Here is a 22213-nt window from a genome sequence, read left to right on the forward strand (position 1 = left end):
TGTGCCGGGCGGCGGCCTGTGGGCCACCGGCTACGGCACCCGGGAGACCGACGAGCACGCCAAGGGCCAGTGCCTGGCCCGGGTCACCGGCTGAACCTTCCTCCCTGCGATCGAGGAGGTGATGTGCGCGAGCTGACCGCTGCGCCGGACGCCCTGCCGGCCGGGCCGCGCCCACGAGCGCATCGGACCCATCCCGATACCGGAGTCGGCCCTCGGGAGACGAGTCCGACTGCCGGGATCTTTCGTGGCCGTCTGCCTGGAGTCCATGGCCGTCTACCAGAATCGCCAGTGACCGACGCGCACGCCACCCCTGCGCCCGCCACCAAACAGCTCAAACCGCGGGTGGATCACGCGTGCCGCGTAGCAGCTCGCGCCGTGTCGCTGGCGCCCATCCTTGGCGACGAGGCCGACACCCTGACCGCCGCCGCCTACCTGCACGACATCGGATACGCCCCCGATCTCGTCTCGACCGGATTCCATCCCCTCGACGGCGCGCGCTACCTCCGCGATGTCCACCAGGCCGACGACACGCTGTGTCGGCTGGTCGCTCACCACTCCTGCGCGGTGAACGAGGCCCTTGAGCGGTCCCTGTTCACGGAACTGACGCAAGAGTTCGACGAGGAAGGGCCGGAACTGGTCCAGGCGCTCACCTATTGCGACATGACAACCGGCCCGGACGGACAACATCTCGACGTCACGGAACGCCTGGCCGAGATCCATCCCCGCTACGGGCCTGATCAGCTGGTAAGCCGGTCGATCACCGCTTCGACGCCGTGCATCCTGTCCGCCGTCCGGGCGGTGGAGGCAGCGCTTAGCGGTACGCCGCGTACATCACCTGAGGCGCGTCGAACCGAATGAACTCGTCGACCTTCACCATGTCGAGAGACTCCAGCAGGCGGACGGAGCGGAGGTTGGCTGCCTGGGTGATGGCGACGATTCGCTCGGTACCGGGGATATTGGCGAAACCCCATTCCAGGACAGCGGCGCAAGCCTCGCGTGCGTAGCCGTGTCCCCAATGCTCGGGCATGAAGCTATAGGACAGTTCGAGGTCATCTTGCTCCGTACGCCAGTAGAAGCAGAAGCCAACGATCGCGTCCTCGTTCAGGGTGACGGTGAACGTGCCACGGCCCGGCTGCATCTGCCGCCGACGCTCCAGCGTCTCAGCAGAGACGGGACCGCCCAGATAGCGGCGGATCTCGGGGTCCAGCCAGGTTCGTTCCAGCGCGGGCAGATCATCGCGCGTAGTCGCCCGAACCCACAATCGCTTCGTAGAGATCCCAGCCGGATCCAACCACTCTTCCACGATCGCTCCCAACCTGGTCCGCCAAAGATCAACCAATGTACGGCAGGGCGATGCCGACTAGGTAGTGCTCGATGCGCATCCGCATCGAGCGGTCCATCTGCAGCGCGGTGACCTGCTCGCGGGGCATCCAGCGGACCTCGCGGGACTCGTCGCTCGGCGTCGGCTCCCCGCTGATCGCCCGGGCTGTCAGGACGATCGAGAACTCCTGGCGGGCCTCGCCGTTGGAGGTGTAGAGGATCACGTGCCGGGGGTCGCTGTACGTTCCGACCAAGCCTGTGATCTCGCAGACGATGCCGCTCTCTTCGAGAGTTTCCCGGATGGCGGCTTGCGGGATGGACTCGCCGAGATCGATCGCCCCGCCGGGGACGGCCCAGTTGCCGTTGTCGCTGCGGCGGATCATCAGGATCTCGTCCGCGGCGTTGGTGACGATGACGTTCACGGACGGGACCAGGCTGTTGGGCGCTGGGCGTCGGGGTCGTTGTAGTAGTCGATCCGCTTGGCCATGGCTCAGGCCCCTATCTGTCGTGCGCCTTCTGCCACTACACGACCTCGGTCTACTTCGGGCCAGTCGAGTACCGGGCCGTAGCCGTCCTGGCCGCTGCACGCGCCCGTCACGCCGCCGAACGAAGCTACTGGCGCTGCATCGAGCCCGACCCGGCACCCACCACCTGACCAGCAGGAGAAGCGACCATGCGCATTCGCCTCGACGGCACCCGTGCCGAAGTCATCGACGCCCTGTTCCGTCTCCGCCTCAACTTCACCGTCACGGGTGTCTCACGGCTCTATCCCGATCGCACCAGGCCCTCCCACCGGCGCATCTACCTCACCACGACACCACGCCAAAGGAGGTGAACAGCTTTGATCCAAGTCATCCACCACCGCTGCTGCACCTGCACCGGAACCGGCCTCGACACTGACCGCAACCGCTGCCGCGACTGCGACGGCACCGGCACTGGCACCGGCAACCAGGCGCATAACGCGCAGCGCCCCCGGCCTGGCCGCACATCCGCCAAGACGACTGCCAGGTCGGGGGCCATCCCCTCACCCGAACGAGTGAAAGGAGGCTTCCATCTTGCCCGCATGCACCACCAACCCGCACGCCCTTGCGGGCATGATCGCCCGACTCAACGCTCCGGACTACGACCGGTGGGCCGCCCAGATCCGCGCCACCGGGGGCTGCCGCCAGCCCATCCACCTGCGTGGCAAGGTCGAACACTACGATCGCGCGACCGGCCGGCTCCTGCACCGCTACACCACCCGCTACGAGCCCGACGGCGTCCTTCGCCTTCCCTGCAAGACCCGCCGCGCCTCCTGCTGCCCGGCCTGCGCCGAGATCTACCGCGCCGACACCTACCACCTCATCCGCGCCGGCCTGATCGGCGTCACGGGCGTGCCGGAAAGCGTCACCGCCCATCCCACACTGTCCATCACCCTCACCGCATCCAGCTTTGGAACGGTCCACATGCGACGTGAGAAGAACGGCAACGTCCTGCCCTGCCACGCCCGCCGCGACGCCGAAACCTGCCCACACGGGCGCATCATGTCCTGCACGGAACCCTGCGCGTCTACGCCCACGCCATCCACGAACAGGCAGCCACGGCGGCCGATGTCTTCGCCGAGGCTGTCGGCGGATAGCGGGGAGCCACCCGGGAGCCACCGTGTTAGCAAGGGTGTTAGCAAGATCTCGACATTGTCCTGACAAAGAGAAAGCCCCTGACGGCGTTATGCCTGTTCAGGGGCCCTCTACTGCAGAGCCGACGAGGGGAATCGAACCCCTGACCTTCTGTTTACAAGACAGATGCTCTGCCGATTGAGCTACGTCGGCGCGGCCTACCAGTGTAGACGCTAGCGACGCCTGTGACGAGCGACTTCGTACAGCGCCACTCCAGCAGCCACCCCCGCATTGAGGGACTCGGCCGCCGCCTGCATCGGAATGCGGGTCACCACGTCGCACTGCTCCCGGACCAGCCGTGAAAGCCCCTTGCCCTCGGAGCCCACGACCACCACCAGCGGCTCGGTCAGCAGGTCGACGTCCTGGATGTCCGTCTGGCCGGCGCCGTCGAGGCCGATCACGAACAGGCCCGCCTCGCGGTATTCGCGCAGCGCCGCCGTCAGGTTGGCCGCTCGGGCCACGCGCAGGGTGGCGAGGGTGCCCGCGGAGGTCTTCCAGGCCCCGCCCGTCACGCCGGCCGAGCGGCGGGAGGGGACGAGGAGGCCGTGGGCGCCGAAAGCGGTGGCGGAGCGGGCGATGGCGCCGAGGTTGCGCGGGTCGGTGACCGAGTCGAGGGCGACGATCAGGGGGACCTCGGCGGCGTCGTGCGCCAGCTGCACCAGGTCGGACGGGTGCGCGTAGTCGTAGGCGGGGATCTGGAGCGCGATGCCCTGGTGGACGGCGCCCTCCGTCAGGCGGTCGAGCTTGTCGCGGCTGACCTCCAGCAGCGCGATCCCGCGCTCCGCCGCGATCCTGATGGAGTCGCGTACGCGGTCGTCGTTGTCGATGCGCTGGGCGATGTAGAGCGCGCTGGACGGCACGCCCGCCTGCAGGGCCTCGAGCACCGGGTTGCGGCCGCCGATGTATTCGGGGGCGTCCTCGGAGCGCCTCTGCCGCACCGGTGCGGTACGCCGCGCACCCCCGTGCTCCTCGCGGGAGATGCGCTCGGCTCGGGCCTTGTCCTTGTACCAATGCCGCATTTCAGCAGGCGGGGTCGCACCCTTGCCCTCGAGCGACCGGCGCTTCTGCCCTCCGGTGCCCTTGGACGGGCCCTTCTTCTTTGCGGGCCTGCCCGATGCCCTACCGCCTGCTGCCATGCCAACAAGGGTACTCGGGCCCAAGGGCACCGAATCCCACACTAAGAGCGGGACAGCTCCCAGCGGGGGCCGTGCGGGGTGTCCTCCACCGTGATCCCCGCCGCCGCCAGCTGGTCCCTGATCGCGTCGGACGCGGCGTAGTCCTTGCGCTCCCTGGCCGCCTTGCGCTGCTCCAGCGCCACCGCCACCAGCGCGTCCACCACCGGCGACAGGTCCGATCCGGCCCCGCGCCACTGCGGGGAGCGCGGGTCGAGGCCCAGGACGTCCAGCATGTTCTGGGTCTCGGCGAGCAGCCGGGCCACGGCCTCCTTGTCGCCCCGCGACAGCGCCACGTTGCCCTCGCGCACCACCTCGTGCACGACCGCGAGAGCCTGCGGCGTGCCGAGGTCGTCGTCGAGGGCGTCCACGAACGCCTGCGGAAGCGGCGCGTCCGCGTCGACGTCGTGGATGACCTCGGCGGCACGCGTCACGAAGCCCTCGATGCGCTGGTACGCCGCCGCGGCCTCCAGCAGGGCCTCCTCCGAGTAGTCGATGGAGGAGCGGTAGTGCGGCGCCGCCAGGTAGTAGCGCAGCTCCACCGGCCGCACCTTCTGCACCATCTCGGGGATCAGCAGCGAGTTTCCGAGCGACTTGCTCATCTTCTCCGCGCCGATCTTGACCAGGCCGTTGTGCATCCAGTAGCGGGCGAAGCCGTCGCCCGCCGCCTGCGACTGCGTGATCTCGTTCTCGTGATGCGGGAAGATCAGGTCGAGCCCGCCCCCGTGGATGTCGAAGGTCGCGCCGAGGTATTTCGTCGCCATGGCCGAGCACTCCAGGTGCCAGCCGGGACGGCCCGGCCCCCAGGGAGTGGGCCAGGTCGGCTCGCCCGGCTTCTCCCCCTTCCACAGGGCGAAGTCGCGCGGGTCGCGCTTGCAGGACTCGTCGTCGGTGTCGGCCGCGGCGCGCATGTTCTCCAGCTTCTGGTTGGAGAGCGAGCCGTAGCGGTCGGCGTACGACTGGACGTCGAAGTAGACGTCACCGCCGGACGCGTACGCGTGGCCGCGCGCGATCAGCCGCTCCATCAGCGTGATCATCTCGGGCACGTGCCCCGTGGCCCGCGGCTCGACGGTCGGCGGGAGGCAGCCCAGCGTGTCGTACGCCCAGGTGAAGGCCCGCTGGTTGCGCTCGGCCACGACGAACCAGGGCACGCCTTCCTCGGCCGCCACCCTGATGATCTTGTCGTCGATGTCTGTGACATTGCGGCAGAACGTCACGTCATAGCCGGAACGCGCTAGCCAGCGCCGGAGCACGTCGAAGTTCACACCTGAGCGGATGTGCCCGATGTGCGGAGGAGCCTGCACGGTCGCCCCACACAGGTAAATCGACGCCCGGCCGGCTTCGACCGGAACGAATTCACGGATGGCGCGCGTACTGGTGTCGTAGATGTGCAGGCTCACGAAGGCTAGGCTAACGCCTCCGCGCCTTGGTCACGCCGATAAATACGGCCGTCACACCGATAAATCAGCCCCGCAACGTGACCCTGTCCGGCGAGATCCGTACGATGAGCCGCTCTGTGCCCGGTTTGTCCTCCCATGGCAGCCCTCGATACTTCTGCGAGAGCTCCTGGATGAGCGAGCCTTCAGGGTCGTCAGCCATGGTCACGCGCCCGCGCACCTCGACATATCTGTACGGATTGTCCGGGTCGATGACGAGCAGGCTCGCCCGGGCGTCGCGCTCGAAATTCCGCGGCTTCCTGCGCCCCTTCACGGTCGAGAACAGCACGTCGTCGCCGTCCGTACGTACCCACACCACGGTCGACTGCGGCCCACCGTCAGGGTTGATGCTGGTCACGGTCGCATAATTCGGTGCGTCCAGGAGTTTGCGCACTTCTTCCGACAGCTCGGCCATGTATCTCCCTTGATCGATCCTGGCCTCCATTCTTCTGTAGGCTCGAAACCGCCATGGACGTGACTCCCCCCTCTACGCTCCGCCGCCTGGGCATCGCCCTGGCCGGGCTCGCGGTCGCCGCCCTCACCGGGGCCGCGTGCGCGCTTTCGTTCGACGACCTGCGCGCGCTGGCCATCACCGGCGAGGCCCGGCAGGACCTCGCCTTCCTCTATCCGGCGGCCTTCGACGCCCTCCTGGTGGTCGCGCTGATCGACGTGCTGCTGCTGCGCTCGGCCCGGCTGCTGGTACGCGTGCAGGCGGCCTCCGTGCTGGTCGTGCTCATCGCGGCGGCCGCGGCGGCGAATGTGGCGACGGCGATGCGGTTCGCGTTCGACGTGCGGCAGACGGCCGTCGGCGTGGCGCTGGCGCCCTGGATCATGCTGGCCGTGGCCCTGTGGCTCTGGCTGCTGCTGATCAAGCACGTGCAGTCGCATCGGACCGAGGTGGCCCCCACCGCGGTGGAGCAGGACATCGTTCCCTTCCCCGAGGACCGGACTGCGGACCGGCCCGTGGACCGGCCCGTGGACCGGCCCGCGGAGACGCCGCCACCACCGGTGCAAGAAACCCCAGAGGTCCCAGAGGTCCCCGAGGTCCCGGAGGTCGCGCATGTCGCGGAAGAGCCGATGGCGGCGCAGGTGACCGAGTGGCCCGTTCCGGACGAGGAGAAGCCGCGGCCGCGGCCCGTGCGCTGGGGCGACCGGGTCAAGCCGACCGACGTCCTGGTCCACCCGCGCAACGACGACAGAGACGCCGACACCCAGCCGCACCCCGTCGTGACGGACGACGTGCCCGATCCCGAGCACGGCCCCGAGCAGGCCGAGGCGGAAGAGCGGGACGACGCGTCAGAGGACACCGCCCCCCCACCCCGTGATCCACGACGACGGCCCGCCGGCACCCTCAGGGCGCCTGCGCAGCACCCCGCGACCGCCGGCGGACCCAGAAGACTGAGAAAGGCCCGCCCGGGACGCATGTCCCGGGCGGGCCTTTCTGTCCCGCTATCCCGCCTAGACCCTCGAGCCGCGTCGGAGTCCGGCCACCAGGCCGACGCCGACGATTGCGAGCACCACCTGCATCATCAGCTCGATCCAGTCGATGCCAGGCGTCGTCTCCACCCCGAGCACCTGCGCGAGCGCCGTGCCCAGCAGGGCTGCCACGATGCCGACGACGATGGTGAGGATCCACCCGATGGCCTGCCTACCCGGAAGCAGCAGACGACCGATTGCGCCAATCACGGCGCCAATCACGATGGCGCCAAGGATGGACTCGATTGTCATGACTCGAAACCTCCCCGCGAGAGTGAACGGTTCACTCTCACGGGGATGTCGCTACCCGATCTACCGGGTTTATGCGTGGACTTGAAGAATGCGCAGGTCAGGTGGGTGTTCCGCGAGTACGGCCGGTGCGTCCCGGGCCCATGCGCGTCACGAGGAGCACGCCGATGACCGCCAGCACGAGCTGAAGTATGTGCTCGATCCAGTCGATCCCCCGCGTGTCGGCCACTCCGGTCGCCTGGGCGATCAGCGTGCCGAGCAGAGCGGCCACGATGCCGACGATGAGCGTCAGGCCGATGGACATGTTCTGCTTGCCAGGCACGATCAACCTGGCGAGGGCACCGACGATCGCGCCGATGACTACTGCGGAAACAATCGCTCCGATCATGTGTAGCTCCCCCCGAGACGTTCACATGTCTTGAGGGGCATCTACCCTCTGAGCAGGCAAGCAACCGGAAGAAGGCGGCGGCCCGTACCGCGCCAGTGACGAACCGCCGCCTCCGGATTCAGCGGGCCGCGCGACGGCCCGCCGGGACACCCTCACGCATCCGTACGTAAAGACGCCCGGCGTTCAGGAAAGGTTGACTACCAGGGCCGTCGCGAAGGCCGCGATGCCCTCTCCGCGCCCCGTCAGGCCGAGCCCGTCAGTGGTGGTGGCCGACACGCTCACGGGCGCGCCCACGGCCGCGCTGAGCGCCTTCTCGGCCTCCGTACGGCGCGGCGCGAGTTTGGGCCGGTTGCCGATCACCTGGATGGCCACATTGCCGATCTCGTAGCCTGCGGCGCGCACCTGGCGCGCGGTCTCCTCCAGCAACGCGACGCCCGAGGCGCCCGCCCAACGTGGATCGGCGGTCCCGAACAACTGCCCGAGATCACCCAGACCGGCGGCGGACAGCAGCGCGTCGCACGCGGCGTGCGCGGCCGCGTCGCCGTCCGAATGCCCCTCGAGTCCGGTCTCGCCCGGCCAGTGCAGGCCGGCGAGGTTGAGCTCCCGCCCCGAGGCTCCTGAAGCGAACGGGTGGACGTCGACTCCGACGCCCACCCGTGGAAGATGTGTGTTCAGGAGTTGAGAACCTCGTCGAGCAGGGCCTCAGCCTTGTCCTCGTTGGTCTTCTCCGCCAGGGCGAGCTCACTGACCAGGATCTGGCGTGCCTTGGCGAGCATGCGCTTCTCGCCCGCGGACAGACCGCGCTCACGGTCCCTCCGCCACAGGTCCCGAACCACCTCGGCGACCTTGTTCACATCGCCGGAGGCGAGCTTCTCCAGATTGGCCTTGTAGCGACGAGACCAGTTGGTGGGCTCTTCCGTGTGCGGCATTCGCAGGACATCGAAAACCCGCTCAAGGCCTTCCTGACCGACAACATCGCGCACACCGACGAGTTCTGCGTTTTCGGCTGGCACCTGGACGGTAAGGTCGCCCTTGTCGACCTTGAGCACCAGGTAGGTCTTTTCCTCACCCTTGATGGATCGCTTCGTGATTGCTTCGATCCGAGCAGCCCCATGGTGGGGGTAGACGACAGTGTCGCCGACCTGGAAAGTCATGTGACAAGTACCCCTTCCGCTGTACTCCAGGGTACCACGCATCCACAGCCTCCCGGAACAGTGAAAACCTCATAACTGCAGGTCAAGGCCTCATATTAGGGCTTGACAACCGCTCAACTCTATGAATCGCATTTCCGGACATAGCGAATGACCTGCAGGGGTGCGGATATGACCATGGATTGGGGTGGATATGGTGGGCGCTGCACATCACGCATGCGCGCCACCTCCGCATAGCGCATGCGCGAGCCCTCCGCAAGACCAAGGAGAACCCGCCCGTGACCAGCCGTCGCTGGATTGTCGTAGCCGCCTTCTTGGCAGCCCCCGTGCTCGCGGGCTGCGGGGCTGGATTCGACGCCAACACCAACAAGCCGTACGCGCCCAACGAGGCAGGGGTACTGATCCAGAACGGTGCTTACGGCACGCGCGGCATTCAGATTCCCCAGGCGTTCATCCTCGGCCCCGATTCCGGTGCGCAGCTCGCCTGGCGCGGCTCGGCCCCGATCTACCTGAACATCCTCAACACCGCGGGCGCCCCCGACACCCTCGAGGCGGTCAACGCGGGCAGCATGGGGACGGTGAAGGTCACGGCTCCGATCCAGCTCCCGAGCAACCAGCTGGTGAACACCGGCAAGCCCACCCCTCAGATCATGCTCGAGGCGATCCCCAAGAGCCTCAGGGGCGGCGAGAGCATCAAGTTGGACCTCCAGTTCGCCAACGCCGGGATCGTGTCCCTGAACGTCCCTGTGGTCACGCGCAGCCGTGAGTTCAAGGACTACCCCGCGGCTCCCAACGCCACGCCGGCCGCCACCCCGTCGCCGACGCCTTCCGCCAGCGCTTCCGAAGAAGCCCACTGACACGCGAGAACCCTTGTTCCGGTACGCGATCCGTACCGGAACAAGGGTTCTCTCATTCCTCGGTGGCGTCGAACTTGTAGCCCAGTCCCCGCACGGTGAGGATGCAGCGCGGGTTGGACGGGTCTGCCTCGATCTTGGCGCGCAGGCGCTTGACGTGGACGTCGAGGGTCTTGGTGTCGCCCACGTAGTCGGCGCCCCAGACGCGGTCGATGAGCTGGCCGCGGGTCAGGACACGCCCGGCGTTGCGCAACAGCACCTCCAGGAGCTCGAACTCCTTCAGCGGCAGCTGCACCTGCTCGCCGCGCACGGCGACGACGTGCCGGTCGACGTCCATGCGCACCGGGCCGACGGCCAGCACCGCGGTCTCCAGCTCCTCCATCACGTCGCCCTGCCGGCGCAGCACCGCGCGGATGCGGGCCACCAGCTCGCGCGAGGAGAACGGCTTGGTGACGTAGTCGTCGGCGCCCAGCTCGAGGCCCACCACCTTGTCGATCTCGCTGTCCTTGGCCGTCAGCATGATGACCGGGACCTTGGAGCGCTGCCTGAGGGAGCGGCACACCTCCGTACCGGGCAGACCCGGCAGCATCAGGTCGAGCAGCACCAGATCGGCGCCGTTGCGGTCGAACGTGTCGAGCGCCTCGGGCCCGGTCGCGGCGACCGACACCTCGAAGCCCTCTTTCCGGAGCATGTAGGACAGAGCGTCGGAGAAGGACTCCTCGTCCTCCACGACGAGTACGCGGGTCATTTAGCTGTCTCCAGGGGAATCGAGGGTGGTACTGCCACCGCCGTGCCGCCGAAGGCGGGCAGGCGGAGGGTGAAGGTGGAGCCGGAGCCTTCCTTGCTCCAGACTGACACCTCGCCGGCGTGCGCGGCGGCGACGTGCTTGACGATGGCCAGGCCGAGTCCCGTGCCCCCGGTCGCGCGCGACCTGGCCGCGTCGACGCGGAAGAAGCGCTCGAAGATCCGCTCGAGCGCCTCCTCGGGGATGCCGATGCCCTGGTCGCTGACGCTGATCTCCACCGAGTCGCCCGCGGGCCGCACGCTGACCACGACCCTGGTGTGCTCGGGGCTGTACGCGACGGCGTTGTCGATCAGGTTGCGCAGGGCGGTGACGAGCAGTTCGTCGTCGCCCCAGACGCGCAGGCCCTCGGTGCCCCCGGTGACGAGCGCGATGTCCTTGGCGACGGCCTTGGTGTTGCAGTGGTCGATGGCGTCGTGGATGGCCTCGTCGATCGAGACCTGACCAGGGGTGGGGATGGGCTCGGCGCCCTGGATCCTGCTGAGTGTGATCAAGTCCTGGATGAGGTAGTTGAGGCGGGCGGCCTCGTGCTGCATCCGCCCGGCGAAGCGGCCGACCGCCTCGGGGTCGTCGGCGGCGTCCTGGATGGTCTCGGCCAGCAGGCTCATCGCGCCGACCGGGGTCTTCAGCTCGTGGCTGACGTTCGCGACGAAGTCACGGCGTACGGCCTCGACCCTGCGCCGCTCGGTCTGGTCCTCGGCGAGCACCAGCACCAGGCCGTGGGAGCCGAGCGGGGCCACGCGTACTGCGAAGTTGGTGGTCTCCTGACCGAATTTGTGTCCGGCGACGTCGATCTCGCTCTCGCGGATCTCGCCGTCCCTGCGTACCTGCCTGGCCAGCGCCAGCAGCTCGGCGGCCATCAGCCGGTCGCCCTTGACCAGCCCGAACGCCCGCGCGGCCGAACTCGCGCGCAGCACCTTGTCGTGCGCGTCGAGCACCACGGCGGACGAGGGCAGCACGGCCAGCACGGACGCCACGCCCTGCGGCAGCGCCGCGCCGCTCTCGACGGGGTCGGGCCCACCGCTACGTTTGGGAGCCTCGATCTGGTTTCGGTAGAACAGGACCGCCAGGGCGCCCACGACGAACCCGGCCAGGGCCGCGAAGCTCATGGCCATCTCACTCATATCTCCGATGGTAGGTGGCGTTTTCTGAGGGATAACCCCCCTCATCAGCGGATGAACGGCCTTTCCTGGAAAGTTCATCTGACGGTAGGGGTTCGTTCATCGACGGGCCCGTACGGTGGCCACATGCGCGACGCGTACCATGAGGAACTCGATTCACTGACCGACAAGCTGGTCGAGATGACCAGGCTCGTCCGTTCGGCCATTTCCCGGGCCACGACGGCCCTGCTCGACTCGGATCTCCAGCTGGCCGAGAGCGTCATTTCCCGAGACGAGGAAGTGAACGCCATCTTCGCCGACATCGAGAGCTCGATCTTCGAGCTGATGGCCAGGCAGCAGCCGGTGGCGGTGGACCTGCGGATGGTCATCACGGCGCTGCGCATGGGCACCGACCTGGAACGCATGGGCGACCTCGCCGTCCACGTCGCCAAGGTCGCCCGGCTCCGCCACCCCGAGTCGGCGATCCCGGCGGAGGTGCGCTCGACCATCGTGGAGATGGGGCAGATCGCGGAGAACCTCATTACCAAGACCGGCAGCTGCATCGCCTCGCGGGACGTGGACTCGGCCCTGGAGCTGGAGCAGGACGACGACGCGATGGACCGGCTGCACCGGAGGCTGTTCAGGAACATCCTGTCCAAGGACTGGGAGCACGGTGTGGAGCCGGCGATCGACATCACGTTGATCGGGCGCTACTACGAGCGGTACGCGGATCACGCGGTGCGGGTGGCGGCCGACGTCGTCTACCTGGTCACGGGGTCCCGTCCCAGCTGAGAAGCACGGCCTTCCACCCACTGGCGCTTCGCGCTCGGGGTTCCAGACAGCGCTCCCAGGGGGCTTCCCGCCCCCTTCGACCCCCAGGCGAGGGGACTCCCGTCCCCTCGCGCTCTCCTTCCTTGGGCCCTTTCCGCATCCAATGCTGGTTCCTGATGGCGACCGGCAAAAGCCGTGCCGGTCCGCCTGATGGCGAGGGCCAGTTGATCCTCCGGACGTTCACCGGACGGGTACCTTCCTGGTAAGGGAAGGACGACATCAGATGAGCGACCATGCCGAGAACACCGGTCGGTGCTATGCGTGCAAGCGCACATTCAGCTTCGACCCGAAAGAGGTCACGACCGTCCTGATCGATCCCGAGACCCGTATGCCGCCAGGGATCACGGTCCTGGGCTCTCTTCGTCCGGCCAAGCCGGAAGCCGTGGCCAGGTCGGTTGACGAACCTGTCTGCCCCGACTGCGTGAGCAAGGCGACGCGGTACGGCGAGGAGAGCGGATCGGATCGCTCCTGGGGAAGCTGGCCGCCGAGCAGCAATTGAACCGCCGGCCCCGTGACAGTACAGCCTCGCGCAGGAGTACTTGCCGTTCGGTCAGCTTTCACTCCGTTGCCCGGACACGTAGTCGAGCCAGCTACTGAGAACCGCCGGGTTCCGCGCCACGTCCCAACGTTCCAGGAAGGAGCGGCCGGCCACCTCGATGTCGGCCATGACCAGCCCTGGCTCCTCCGCACCTGCCGCAGCGACCACCTGCCCGTCGGGACCGATGATCCGGGTCGCCCCTCCGCCTTCGCGTCTCCCCGTTGTCCCGGCGACATCGGCCGCGATCACCCAGCAGTCGTTCTCCACGGCCCGGGCGACGAGCGTGGACCGCGTCCTGACCGCCCAGCCCCGGGTGACCTCCGCGGGCAGGTCGTTGTTGAGCGGACACACCAGGATGCGCGCGCCGGCCAGCGCCAGGAGGCGGGACGGCTCGACGAAGTTGGCGTCATTGCAGATCACGACGCCGAAGGCGTGGTCGCCCTCCTGGTACAGGGGCAGGTCCTCGCCGGGGCTGAAGGCTGATTCCCTGGGGAAGAGTTTGCGGGTGACGTCTCCGATCAGCCGGCCGCCGCGCACGACCGCCGCGGAGCTGTGCAACCGGCCGTCGGCCGAGCGTTCGGTGAATCCGGCGACGACGGTCATCGTGGGCGGGCAGTCACGCAGGGGGGCGATCAGCTCCGTGTACGGCGGTGACATCGCGACGGCCTCGGCGGCCGGTCGGTCCGTCGGCATGCCGCCGAAGTAGCACTCGGGCAGGACGAGCAGTTCGACCGCCTCTCGTGCGCAGCGCTCGATCGCCCGTGGGAGATCGCCGGCCGCCGATACGGCGAGCTTCGCCTGCAGCGCCGCCACTCTCATGCGCGGACACCGAGGAAGCGTTCACGGATGGCTTGGACGTCCTGCGCGTGGAGCCCCGCCGCCCGCAGATGGGCTTCCACATCGAGTCCCTTCAAGGCGTCCAGCATGGCGGCGCGGGCTGTGGTGTTCTTGCACGCCAGGATGTCCCGGATCTCGTTGTCCGACCGGACGGCGGCACCCCACCGGATCACCCCGCCACCGGCCACCGGGATGCCGCCGAGGTCGCGAACGTTGAAGCAGCCTTGCCAGCCGAGGTCACGATCGGTACGCGCCATCCCGATGTCAGCACTCATGCGTCATTTGACGCACACAGCTCCGGATCCGTTCTTCTCTTCGGGGCTCACGACGGGCACCTTCCCGGCGGAGCCGAGCCGATCGCCGAGCAGGGTGATCGCGGCCGGCAACAACACACCCCTGACAAGGGTCGCGTCGATCAAGATGGCGACGGAGAGCCCGACGCCCATCATCTTGTACTCGATCGCCGACAGCGCCAGGAACACACTGAAGGCAGCGGTCATGATAACGGCGGCGCTGGTGACAACGCCGGAGCTGGCGCCGATCCCGGTGACGACGGCTTGGCGCACCGAGGCGCCGGCGGCCTGGCGTTCCCGGATCCTGCTGAGAATGAAGATGTGGTAGTCCATGCTCAGTCCGAACAGAATCGCGAACATGAACAGCGGCAACCAGCCGATCACGCCGCCGTACGGTGTGAAGCCAAGCGCCGCGCTCAAGTGGCCGTCCTGGAACACCCAGGTCAGCACGCCATACGCGGCGCCGAGCGACAGCAGGTTGAGCAGGATCGACACAAGAGCCACCGCCAGGGACCGAAACGAGACCGCCAGCAGTACGAGCGCGAACGCAAGCACGAATCCGATCACCAGCGGTGATCGTTCGGTGATCTGCTTGGTGAAGTCGTACGCGAACGCGGTCTTGCCCGACACCGCGTAGTCCACGCCCTGCAGCGAGCCGAGCGCGGCCGGAGCCTTGACGGCTCGCAACTCCTCCAGGGATCGGTTGGCCACCTCGCCCGTGCCGAAGTCCGCCAGTGGAACGCGGGCGACCATGATCCGGTCGACGCGCACGGTGGAGATCGGATGCAGCTCCTTCACCGCTTGCAGCACCCGGGGGGCGTCCAATGCGCCAGGTCGCTTCTCCCACATGACCACCCACGCGGGCAGCGGACTGCCGGGGAAGGCCTCCTGCATGCGGATCGCCGCGTCCACGACCGGGACCTCCCGGGACAGGCTGTCGGTGACCGCCGCATCCTGGAGCCGCATCTGGAACGCCGGCAGAGTCAGCACGACGAGGGCAAGAGCAGCCAGTCCGCCCCACAGCCGCGGACGCCGTACCACTGCGCGGGCTACGGCTGTCCAGAATCGGGACTCACCGGCCGCGGTGCGGCGACGGCCCAGCCAGGGAATACGAGCCTTGTCGACGCGGTGGCCGAGCAGGGCCAGAAGAGCGGGCAGCACTGTGACCGAGCCGATCATGGCGAGTCCGACGACCAGGACGGCGCCCGCGGTCAGGCCCTGGAAGTTGTCCAGGCCCGTGAACAGCAGGCCGCTCAGGCACAGCATCACGGTGAGGCCGGAGACGAGCACCACGTGCCCGGACGTCCGCGAGGTGATCTTGAGCGCCTCGGTCACGCTACGTCCGGCCATCCGTTCCTCACGTTCCCGGCGCAGGTAGAACAGCGAGTAGTCGATGCTGACGGCGATGCCGATCAGCAGCACGACGGACGAGGTGGCACTGTTGACAGGGACCCAGTGCGCGACCACCTGGAGCAGGCCGAACGCGCCGAGCACGGTCGTGATCGCCAGCAGCAGCGGAATCCCCACAGCGATGAGCGAGCCGAACACCACCAGCAGGATCACCACGGTGAGCGGCAGCGAAAGGAACTCGGCCCACTTCATGTCGTCCTTGATGCCGTCGTTGACCGCTGCCGACAGGCTGGCGTCTCCGGCCTGGGCCAGCCTGACGTCAGGATGCCTGGCCGCCACCTCCTTGACCGTCGACTCGATGGCGGCGCGGTGGTCGCGGAACTGCTCGCTGGGCCCGGCTATCTGGATGTTGACCAGGCCGGAGCGTCCGTCCTCGGAGATCAGGTCGGCACTGTGGGGCTCCAGAGGCGAACGCAGTTGGGCGACCGCGCCCGGCACCTGCCGCAAGCCGGCGGTCAGATCCTTGATGGCGCCCCTGACCCGCGGGTTCACGGCGAGGCGCGCACCGTCTTCGAGCGGCTGGACCAGGACGTTCTCCTGCAGCGGGACGTAGCTGGTCTGAGCATCGAGGACCCGGTCGGCCCGGCCGGACTCTCCAGGATCCGTACTCTGCGCCGAATCCAGGCCCAGAACGGTGCCGACGAGCACTGAAACGATCACCAGGGCGAACCACCCGATGATCGCGGTCATGCGATGACGGGCGGACCAACCGGCGATCCGTTCCACCAGTGGGCCGTGCGATTTGCTTTCAGGCAGCATGAACTGCTGTCCTTTCCCTGAAGGAGCGTTCCTGTGAGTGGGTGCGTACTTCTTCGTTCACCTGGGTCGCCGAGTTGCAGCTCGGCGGCCCAGGGCATGGCCCCAGGGCTACTCGACCGTCTTGAGGACCTTTTCGATCGCGGCCAGTCGTTCGTCGATCGCACCGAGCTGTCGCTCCAAGCCCTGCTGTGCGTCCACGCCGCTCGAGGCGAGCTTGCGGTATTCGACCTCACGTGCAAGCGCCGCGCGGGCCCTGGCCGTCGCGCCGATCTGCACGATGATCGCTGTGATCACGGTGGTGACGAACGCGAAGATGCCAAGAGCACCGACCACCTCCGCCAAGCTGTGTCCGCTCATCGTTCCGATCCCTCCTTGTCGGCCACGGGCACGGTCAGCGTGCCCACCGCGGTCTGGATTGACTGTGGAGTCAGTTCGATGACGAACGGATTCACCTCGTAGAACTTCATCGCCTTGCCGTCCTCCGAAAGCTCCAACCGACTCGTCACCAGCCCCGCCGCCTCCAGCTTGCGCAGGTGGACCTGCAGGAGCGGCCGGCTGATGCCGAGTTTGCGAGCGAGCCGACTCACGTAGTCGCGCTCTCCCGCGAGCGCCGCGAGGACGCGCAGCCGATGCGGATTGGCCAACGTGGCCATCACCGACAGCAGCTCGTCCCCGGTCGGCGCCGGGGCGCTCATGACGCATCCCGAGACATGCAAACAGAACTTAGCAGGTGCATAACTTTGTTCACCAACTCAGTCGGCGGCCAGGCGCTTCGGTCAGCCTGGTAGCGAGCTGTGTAAGTCCTTTCCGCGTGGCGGTGTCGCCCTGAAGAAAACGGATTGCCCCGAGGGAGAGCCCACGTTTGACTGGCCGACGTGACTGAACTGCATACCGATCGCCTCACCCTGCGTCGATGGCGTGACTCCGACCTTGAGCCATGGGCGAAGATGAACGCCGATCCCGAGGTTCGGGAGCACTTGGGCGACGTACTCACCCGCGAACAGAGCGATGCCTCTGTGGCGCGGTTCCAGGCCGAGTTCGACCTGCGAGGCTACGGGTGGTGGGCGGTTGAGGTGCAGGCCACAGGCGAGTTCATCGGCTTCGCGGGCTTGGACCGGGTGGATGAGGGCATGCCGTTCACCGGAGTGGAGATCGGCTGGAGGCTCGCCCGATCAGCCTGGGGCCACGGCTACGCCACCGAGGCCGCGCTGGCAGTACTGGCCTACGGCTTCGACACTCTCGAGTTGCCCGAGATCCTCGCTGTGACAACAGCCACCAACCTCCGTTCACAGGCGGTGATGCGCCGGATCGGCATGACCCGGGACCCGGCCGACGACTTCGACGACCTCACCGCACCCGAAGGGCCACTGCGTCCGAACGTGCTGTACCGCATCGCCCGTGGTACGAGGATGTGACGTTGGATCGCTTGATCAGGCTGACGCGTTGAGGGGGCGTCCGCCCCAGCACGTGCCCTTTTCGCTGCGGATGCGGGCGCCCGATGGCCGGCGTCCGGGGTGCGCGAGGGGACGGTAGTCCCCTCGCCGGGGGTGTGGGGGCGTGCCCCCACACCCCCGCAGCGCGAAGCGCACCCCTGCGAAGACCGCGCCTTCGGGGGGTCAGCGACCCTGGTTGGCCACTGCTTCGATGGCGGCCTTGGCGGCATCCGGGTCCAGGTATTCGCCGCCCGGCCGCCGCGGCCGGAAGTCCGTGTCCAGCTCGTACAGCAGCGGAATGCCCGTCGGGATGTTGAGGCCCGCGATCTCCTCGTCGCCGATGCCGTCCAGGTGCTTGACCAGGGCCCTCAAGGAGTTGCCGTGGGCCGCCACCAGGACCGTGCGGCCCGCCGCCAGGTCGGGGACGATCTCGTCGTACCAGTACGGGAGCATGCGGTCGACGACGTCCTTCAGGCACTCCGTACGGGGCATCAGCTCTGAGGGCAGCAGGGCGTAGCGGGGGTCGCCGGCCTGGGAGTATTCGTCGTCGTCCGCGATCGGGGGCGGCGGCACGTCGTACGAGCGGCGCCACAGCATGAACTGCTCGTCGCCGAACTCCTCGCGCGTCTGCGCCTTGTTCTTGCCCTGGAGTGCGCCGTAGTGGCGCTCGTTGAGGCGCCAGCTGCGCTTGACCGGCAGCCAGGCCAGGTCGGCCTCTCCCAGCGCCAACTGGGCCGTCTGGATGGCCCTGGTGAGCAGGCTGGTGTGGACGACGTCCGGGCGCAGCCCGCTGTCCTGGAGGAGCTTGCCGCCGCGGCGGGCCTCGTCCTCGCCCTTGGCCGAGAGGGTCACGTCCACCCAGCCGGTGAACAGGCCCTTCGCGTTCCAGTCACTCTCGCCGTGCCTAAGCAGCACCAAAGTCGCCATGTCGCCAATCCTATGGTTACCGGAGTCGGGGGCGGTTCTGTGGATCAAACGTCAACGCTGGGGGTCGGCGAAACGGGCGAACGCCTGCAGGTTGGCGAGCGACTCCCCGCGCTTGGCCCGCCACTCCCACTCCCGCCGGATCGACGACGCGAAGCCGAGCTCCAGGGCCCGGTCGAACCAGTCGTCCGAGTACGTCAGCACGCACCCCAGCAGCCGGTCCACCTCGTCCTGCGTGATGGCGGCCAGCGGCACCCGTCCCACCAGGTAGACGTCCCCGACGGGGTCGAGCGAGAAGTGCACGCCGTACATCGAGCCGTTCTTGCCGAGCAGCCAGCGGTAGAACTCGGTGTGGTTCTCGTCGGGCTGGCGGCAGAAGAACGCCTCGACGTGCAGCGCCTGCTCCCCCACGATCAGCCAGGTCATGGTGGCGAGCTTGTGTTGGCCGGGCAGTTTGACCAGGAACGCCCCCGGTCGCGGCTCGTCGTAGGAGACGTCCGCGGCCTTGAGCGCGGCTTCGACGACATCGCGCATGCCGACCAGGATAGAGGCCGCCAGAACAAAAGTACGGAGCTAGAAGTTCAGGGCGACGGGCTTCTTGTGCATGTGCGCGGCGGCGGCCGCGTACACCTCCGTCAACCGGGCCGCGGTCGCCTGCCAGCCGAACGCGGCCGCATGCGACCGGGCGCCCTGCGCCAGCGAGTCGCGCCAGCGCGGCGAGGCGACGAAGCGGCGCAGCGCCTGCGCCCACTGCGCCGGGTCGTGGCCGTCCACGAGCAGCCCGGACACACCGTCCCGTACGGCGGTGCGCAGCCCGCCCACGGCGGCGGCCACAACGGGCGTGCCGCACGCCTGCGACTCCAGCGCGACGAGGCCGAACGACTCGCTGTACGAGGGCACGACCGTCACCGAGGCCGCCCGGTACCAGTCGGCCAGCTCCTCCTGCGGGGCCGGGGGCACGAGGCGGACGACGTCCGAGATGCCGAGTTCGGTGGCCATCTCGGCGAGAAGGGACGGTCTGGCCAGGCCGTTGCCCGACGGGCCGCCGACGCAGGCCACGACCAGGCGGTCACGGAGTGACGGGTCGTCGATGAGCATCCTGGAGGCGGCGCGGAGCAGGACGTCCGGGGCCTTGAGCGGCTGGATGCGGCCGACGAAGAGCAGCACGTGCGCGTCCTGAGGCAGGCCGAGCCGGCGGCGGGCGGCGCCTTGCGAGGCGGGCTGGAAGACGGTGAGGTTGACGCCCGGGTTCACGACGGCGACGCGCTGCTCGTCGGCGCGGTACAGCTCGATGAGCTCGCGCGCCTCGTCGACGGTGTTGGCCACGAGGCGGTCGGCGACGTCCACGACCTGCTGCTCGCCGACCACGCGGGCCTGCGGCTCCGGCTTGTCACCCCGGGCGAGGAGGAGGTTCTTGACCTTGGCCATGGTGTGCATGGTGTGCACGAGCGGCACGCCCCAGCGCTCCTTGGCCAGCCAGCCGACCTGGCCGGACAGCCAGTAGTGGGAGTGGATGACGTCGTAGCGGCCCGGGTCGTACATGGCCTCGGTGCGCAGCACCTCGGACAGGAACGCGCAGAGCTGGCTCGGGAGCTCGCTCCTGTCCATCTCCTCGTACGGGCCCGCGGTGAGGTGCCGTACGAGGACGCCCGGGGCGAGTTCGGCCACGGGTGGGAGGTCGCGCGCGGTGGCCCGGGTGAAGATCTCCACCTCCACGCCGAGCTGAGCGAGGCGTTTGGCGGACTCGACGATGTACACGTTCATGCCCCCGGCGTCGCCCGTCCCGGGCTGGTCCAGGGGTGACGTGTGCATGCTGATGGTCGCGACCCGGCTCACCCGTCGTCGCTTCACTCCACACCACCTCCAAGTCGGATACAACCATCCAGATTTTTGCGACATTCCCGACATTGGGTCATAACTAGGTGTTTAGGGCGGCCGTGAACCGGCTGTCGCCTTTCAGAGCCGGGGCACGAGGCGGGCGTGGGGTGGGGGCGGGGCGGCTGGCAGGATGAAGGGCATGCGGAGAACGGCTGTGGTGACCGGGGCGAGCAGTGGGATCGGCGAGGCGACCGCGCGGAGGCTCGCCGCCGAGGGTTTCGAGGTGGTGGCGGGCGCGCGCAGGCGCGAGCGGCTGGACAAGCTGGCCGCGGACGTGGAGTCGATCAGACCCGTGACGCTGGACGTGACCTCCCAGGAGTCGGTCGACGCGCTGGTGGACTCGCTCGAGCGCTGCGACGTGCTGATCAACAACGCCGGCGGCGCCCTCGGCCTGGAGTCGGTGGCGGAGGGCCGGCTGGACGACTGGCAGCGCATGTACGACGTCAACGTGCTCGGCTCCCTGCGCATGACCCAGGCGCTCGTCCCCAAGCTCGTCGAGTCGGGCGACGGCGTGCTGGTGATGATCACTTCGACTGCGGGCCTGGTGTCGTACGAGGGCGGCGGCGGCTACTGCGCGGCCAAGCACGCCCAGACGTCGATGGTCGAGACGCTCCGCCTGGAGCTGGTCGGGCAGCCGGTGCGGGTCGTGGAGATCGCCCCGGGCATGGTGCAGAGCGAGGGGTTCGCGGTCACCCGCTTCCGCGGGGACGAGGAGGCCGCCGCGCGGGTCTACGCGGGCGTGCCCGACCCGCTGAGCTCGGACGACGTGGCCGACGCGGTCGCCTGGTGCGTGACCCGCCCCGCCCACGTGAACATCGACCGCATGATCATCCGGCCGAGGGCCCAGGCCGCCCAGCACAAGGTGCACCGCGTCAGTGGCTAGAGCCCGCGACCCGCGCCGGACAGTGCGCGTGTCGCCGGTCGGCACGATCACCCGGGGCACGACCGGGCACAACCGGCTGCGCCGCTCCGACCGGTGGGTCGTCGCCGTGCACGGCGGGCTGCTGCGGGCCGCGGAGCGGCCGCTCGTGGTGGATCTCGGGTACGGGGCGTCGCACACCACGACGCTGGAGCTGTTCACCCGGCTGCGCAGGGTGGCCCCGGGGGTCGAGGTGGTCGGGATCGAGATCGATCCGGCCAGGGTGGCGGTGGCGAAGCCGTACGAGAGGGAGGGGCTGAGCTTCCGGCTGGGCGGCTTCGAGCTGCCCGTCTCGCGCCCGCCGACGCTGGTGCGGGCCTTCAACGTCCTCCGGCAGTACGGCGAGGCCGAGGCGTGGCACTACTGGGACGTGCTCAGGAGCGGGCTGGCACCGGACGGCGTCCTGGTCGAGGGGACGTCGTCCGAGAACGGCCGGCGGGCGATCTGGGCAGGGCTGTCGCCGGAAGGGCCGCGGACGATCACGTTCTCGGCGCGTTTCGATGCTTTCGAGCGGCCTTCGGACCTGGCCGACCGCCTGCCCAAGACCCTCATCCACCGGAACGTGCCCGGTGAGCGGATTCATGCGTTCCTGAGCGATTTCGACCATGCCTGGGCGATGAGCGCGCCATATGGGGCTCACGGGCTGAAGCAGCGGTGGCTGGCCGCCGTGCGGGTGCTGTCCACGTCGTGGCCGGTGCCCATGGTCCCGCCGCTGGGCGGCCCGGCCCGCTGGCGGCTCGGCGAGCTGACTCTCCCCTGGTCGGCCGTCGACCCGCGCTGAGAAACCG

27 protein-coding genes, 1 tRNA gene and 2 pseudogenes are annotated in these 22213 nt (G+C 68.5%); 10 read left to right on the forward strand and 20 right to left on the reverse strand.

What is annotated here, in order from left to right:
• Positions 1 to 288 precede the first annotated feature (288 nt).
• Positions 289 to 858 (forward strand): HD domain-containing protein, encoded by a 570-nt coding sequence (locus tag ABD830_RS36225; RefSeq protein ID WP_344997798.1) that lies wholly within the window; start codon positions 289 to 291, stop codon positions 856 to 858.
• Here ABD830_RS36225 and ABD830_RS36230 read toward each other — a convergent pair.
• Positions 812 to 1303, reverse strand: a complete 492-nt coding sequence (locus ABD830_RS36230; protein ID WP_344997800.1) for a GNAT family N-acetyltransferase — start codon at positions 1301 to 1303, stop codon at positions 812 to 814. The genes ABD830_RS36225 and ABD830_RS36230 overlap by 47 nt on opposite strands.
• A gap of 28 nt (positions 1304 to 1331) precedes the next feature.
• Positions 1332 to 1807 (reverse strand): annotated as a pseudogene (locus ABD830_RS36235) (NUDIX hydrolase).
• Between the two features lie 186 nt (positions 1808 to 1993).
• On the opposite strand from ABD830_RS36235, the gene ABD830_RS36240 reads away from it, so the two are divergent.
• Positions 1994 to 2155, forward strand: a complete 162-nt coding sequence (locus ABD830_RS36240) for a hypothetical protein (RefSeq protein ID WP_344997802.1) — start codon at positions 1994 to 1996, stop codon at positions 2153 to 2155.
• A gap of 220 nt (positions 2156 to 2375) precedes the next feature.
• Complete coding sequence (locus tag ABD830_RS36245; RefSeq protein WP_344997804.1) at positions 2376 to 3002, forward strand: replication initiator; 627 nt, start codon at positions 2376 to 2378, stop codon at positions 3000 to 3002.
• Positions 3003 to 3055: 53 nt separating this feature from the next.
• Here ABD830_RS36245 and ABD830_RS36250 read toward each other — a convergent pair.
• From ABD830_RS36250 to ABD830_RS36265, 4 genes are all read right to left on the reverse strand, one after another.
• Positions 3056 to 3128: transfer RNA gene (locus ABD830_RS36250), tRNA-Thr, on the reverse strand.
• 20 nt (positions 3129 to 3148) lie between these two features.
• Positions 3149 to 4111: a 23S rRNA (guanosine(2251)-2'-O)-methyltransferase RlmB gene (gene rlmB, locus ABD830_RS36255; protein ID WP_344997806.1), complete on the reverse strand. Its 963-nt coding sequence runs from the start codon at positions 4109 to 4111 to the stop codon at positions 3149 to 3151.
• 41 nt (positions 4112 to 4152) lie between these two features.
• On the reverse strand, positions 4153 to 5547 hold the full coding sequence (gene cysS / locus ABD830_RS36260) for a cysteine--tRNA ligase (protein WP_344997808.1): 1395 nt from the start codon (positions 5545 to 5547) through the stop codon (positions 4153 to 4155).
• A gap of 64 nt (positions 5548 to 5611) precedes the next feature.
• Positions 5612 to 5998, reverse strand: a complete 387-nt coding sequence (locus tag ABD830_RS36265) for a PPOX class F420-dependent oxidoreductase (protein ID WP_344997810.1) — start codon at positions 5996 to 5998, stop codon at positions 5612 to 5614.
• Positions 5999 to 6051: 53 nt separating this feature from the next.
• On the opposite strand from ABD830_RS36265, the pseudogene ABD830_RS36270 reads away from it, so the two are divergent.
• Positions 6052 to 6387: pseudogene (locus ABD830_RS36270) on the forward strand (DUF2637 domain-containing protein); the annotation flags it as partial.
• A gap of 654 nt (positions 6388 to 7041) precedes the next feature.
• Here the strand turns inward: ABD830_RS36270 and ABD830_RS36275 are convergent.
• The 4 genes from ABD830_RS36275 to ABD830_RS36290 all read right to left on the reverse strand — a co-directional run bounded on the left by ABD830_RS36275 (position 7042) and on the right by ABD830_RS36290 (position 8850).
• Positions 7042 to 7311: a GlsB/YeaQ/YmgE family stress response membrane protein gene (locus ABD830_RS36275; protein WP_345002203.1), complete on the reverse strand. Its 270-nt coding sequence runs from the start codon at positions 7309 to 7311 to the stop codon at positions 7042 to 7044.
• A 97-nt stretch (positions 7312 to 7408) separates the two neighbouring features.
• Positions 7409 to 7696: a GlsB/YeaQ/YmgE family stress response membrane protein gene (locus ABD830_RS36280; protein ID WP_344997812.1), complete on the reverse strand. Its 288-nt coding sequence runs from the start codon at positions 7694 to 7696 to the stop codon at positions 7409 to 7411.
• A gap of 183 nt (positions 7697 to 7879) precedes the next feature.
• Entirely contained in the window at positions 7880 to 8350 is a 471-nt protein-coding gene (ispF, locus tag ABD830_RS36285) for a 2-C-methyl-D-erythritol 2,4-cyclodiphosphate synthase (protein WP_344997814.1), read from the reverse strand.
• Between the two features lie 17 nt (positions 8351 to 8367).
• Positions 8368 to 8850, reverse strand: a complete 483-nt coding sequence (locus ABD830_RS36290; RefSeq protein WP_043624891.1) for a CarD family transcriptional regulator — start codon at positions 8848 to 8850, stop codon at positions 8368 to 8370.
• Positions 8851 to 9125: 275 nt separating this feature from the next.
• Here ABD830_RS36290 and ABD830_RS36295 point away from each other — a divergent pair, with 275 nt between their 5' ends.
• On the forward strand, positions 9126 to 9704 hold the full coding sequence (locus tag ABD830_RS36295) for a copper chaperone PCu(A)C (RefSeq protein ID WP_344997816.1): 579 nt from the start codon (positions 9126 to 9128) through the stop codon (positions 9702 to 9704).
• Between the two features lie 52 nt (positions 9705 to 9756).
• Here the strand turns inward: ABD830_RS36295 and ABD830_RS36300 are convergent, their stop codons facing one another.
• Entirely contained in the window at positions 9757 to 10449 is a 693-nt protein-coding gene (locus ABD830_RS36300) for a winged helix-turn-helix domain-containing protein (protein WP_344997818.1), read from the reverse strand.
• Positions 10446 to 11627, reverse strand: a complete 1182-nt coding sequence (locus tag ABD830_RS36305; RefSeq protein WP_344997820.1) for a sensor histidine kinase — start codon at positions 11625 to 11627, stop codon at positions 10446 to 10448. Before ABD830_RS36305 ends, ABD830_RS36300 begins: the two co-directional genes overlap by 4 nt.
• A 123-nt stretch (positions 11628 to 11750) precedes the next feature.
• Between ABD830_RS36305 and phoU the strand changes: the two genes are divergently transcribed.
• Positions 11751 to 12395, forward strand: coding sequence for a phosphate signaling complex protein PhoU (gene phoU / locus ABD830_RS36310; protein WP_344997822.1), 645 nt, complete (start codon positions 11751 to 11753; stop codon positions 12393 to 12395).
• Positions 12396 to 12657: 262 nt separating this feature from the next.
• Positions 12658 to 12933, forward strand: a complete 276-nt coding sequence (locus ABD830_RS36315; protein ID WP_344997824.1) for a hypothetical protein — start codon at positions 12658 to 12660, stop codon at positions 12931 to 12933.
• A 51-nt stretch (positions 12934 to 12984) separates the two neighbouring features.
• Here the strand turns inward: ABD830_RS36315 and ABD830_RS36320 are convergent, their stop codons facing one another.
• The 5 genes from ABD830_RS36320 to ABD830_RS36340 form a co-directional block, all read right to left on the reverse strand.
• The gene (locus tag ABD830_RS36320; RefSeq protein ID WP_344997826.1) at positions 12985 to 13791 is read right to left on the reverse strand and encodes a carbon-nitrogen hydrolase family protein; all 807 of its coding nucleotides are present in this window, start codon (positions 13789 to 13791) and stop codon (positions 12985 to 12987) included.
• The gene (locus ABD830_RS36325; protein ID WP_344997828.1) at positions 13788 to 14084 is read right to left on the reverse strand and encodes a tyrosine-protein phosphatase; all 297 of its coding nucleotides are present in this window, start codon (positions 14082 to 14084) and stop codon (positions 13788 to 13790) included. The genes ABD830_RS36320 and ABD830_RS36325 overlap by 4 nt, the downstream gene beginning before the upstream one ends.
• Positions 14085 to 14087: 3 nt before the next feature.
• Positions 14088 to 16202 (reverse strand): MMPL family transporter, encoded by a 2115-nt coding sequence (locus ABD830_RS36330; protein ID WP_344997830.1) that lies wholly within the window; start codon positions 16200 to 16202, stop codon positions 14088 to 14090.
• 177 nt (positions 16203 to 16379) lie between these two features.
• Entirely contained in the window at positions 16380 to 16628 is a 249-nt protein-coding gene (locus ABD830_RS36335) for a hypothetical protein (protein WP_344997832.1), read from the reverse strand.
• Positions 16625 to 16966 (reverse strand): ArsR/SmtB family transcription factor, encoded by a 342-nt coding sequence (locus ABD830_RS36340; protein ID WP_344997834.1) that lies wholly within the window; start codon positions 16964 to 16966, stop codon positions 16625 to 16627. Before ABD830_RS36340 ends, ABD830_RS36335 begins: the two co-directional genes overlap by 4 nt.
• Positions 16967 to 17146: 180 nt before the next feature.
• Here ABD830_RS36340 and ABD830_RS36345 point away from each other — a divergent pair, with 180 nt between their 5' ends.
• A complete protein-coding gene (locus ABD830_RS36345; protein ID WP_344997836.1) occupies positions 17147 to 17686 on the forward strand; it encodes a GNAT family N-acetyltransferase in 540 nt (179 codons plus the stop codon).
• Between the two features lie 201 nt (positions 17687 to 17887).
• On the opposite strand, the gene ABD830_RS36350 is transcribed toward ABD830_RS36345, so the two are convergent.
• From ABD830_RS36350 to mshA, 3 genes are read right to left on the reverse strand one after another with little or no spacing between them, the layout of a single operon-like run.
• Positions 17888 to 18631 (reverse strand): phosphoglyceromutase, encoded by a 744-nt coding sequence (locus ABD830_RS36350; RefSeq protein ID WP_344997838.1) that lies wholly within the window; start codon positions 18629 to 18631, stop codon positions 17888 to 17890.
• A gap of 51 nt (positions 18632 to 18682) precedes the next feature.
• Positions 18683 to 19162, reverse strand: a complete 480-nt coding sequence (locus ABD830_RS36355; protein WP_344997841.1) for a type III secretion system chaperone family protein — start codon at positions 19160 to 19162, stop codon at positions 18683 to 18685.
• A 39-nt stretch (positions 19163 to 19201) separates the two neighbouring features.
• Positions 19202 to 20479 carry a D-inositol-3-phosphate glycosyltransferase gene (gene mshA / locus ABD830_RS36360; protein WP_425567230.1) on the reverse strand — a complete coding sequence of 426 codons (1278 nt, stop codon included), beginning with the start codon at positions 20477 to 20479 and terminating at the stop codon, positions 19202 to 19204.
• Positions 20480 to 20645: 166 nt separating this feature from the next.
• Between mshA and ABD830_RS36365 the strand changes: the two genes are divergently transcribed.
• Positions 20646 to 21389 (forward strand): SDR family NAD(P)-dependent oxidoreductase, encoded by a 744-nt coding sequence (locus tag ABD830_RS36365; protein ID WP_344997843.1) that lies wholly within the window; start codon positions 20646 to 20648, stop codon positions 21387 to 21389.
• Positions 21382 to 22206: a class I SAM-dependent methyltransferase gene (locus ABD830_RS36370; protein ID WP_344997845.1), complete on the forward strand. Its 825-nt coding sequence runs from the start codon at positions 21382 to 21384 to the stop codon at positions 22204 to 22206. The genes ABD830_RS36365 and ABD830_RS36370 overlap by 8 nt, the downstream gene beginning before the upstream one ends.
• Positions 22207 to 22213: the final 7 nt, after the last annotated feature.

Source organism: Nonomuraea helvata (genome assembly GCF_039535785.1).
GTDB lineage: Bacteria > Actinomycetota > Actinomycetes > Streptosporangiales > Streptosporangiaceae > Nonomuraea > Nonomuraea helvata.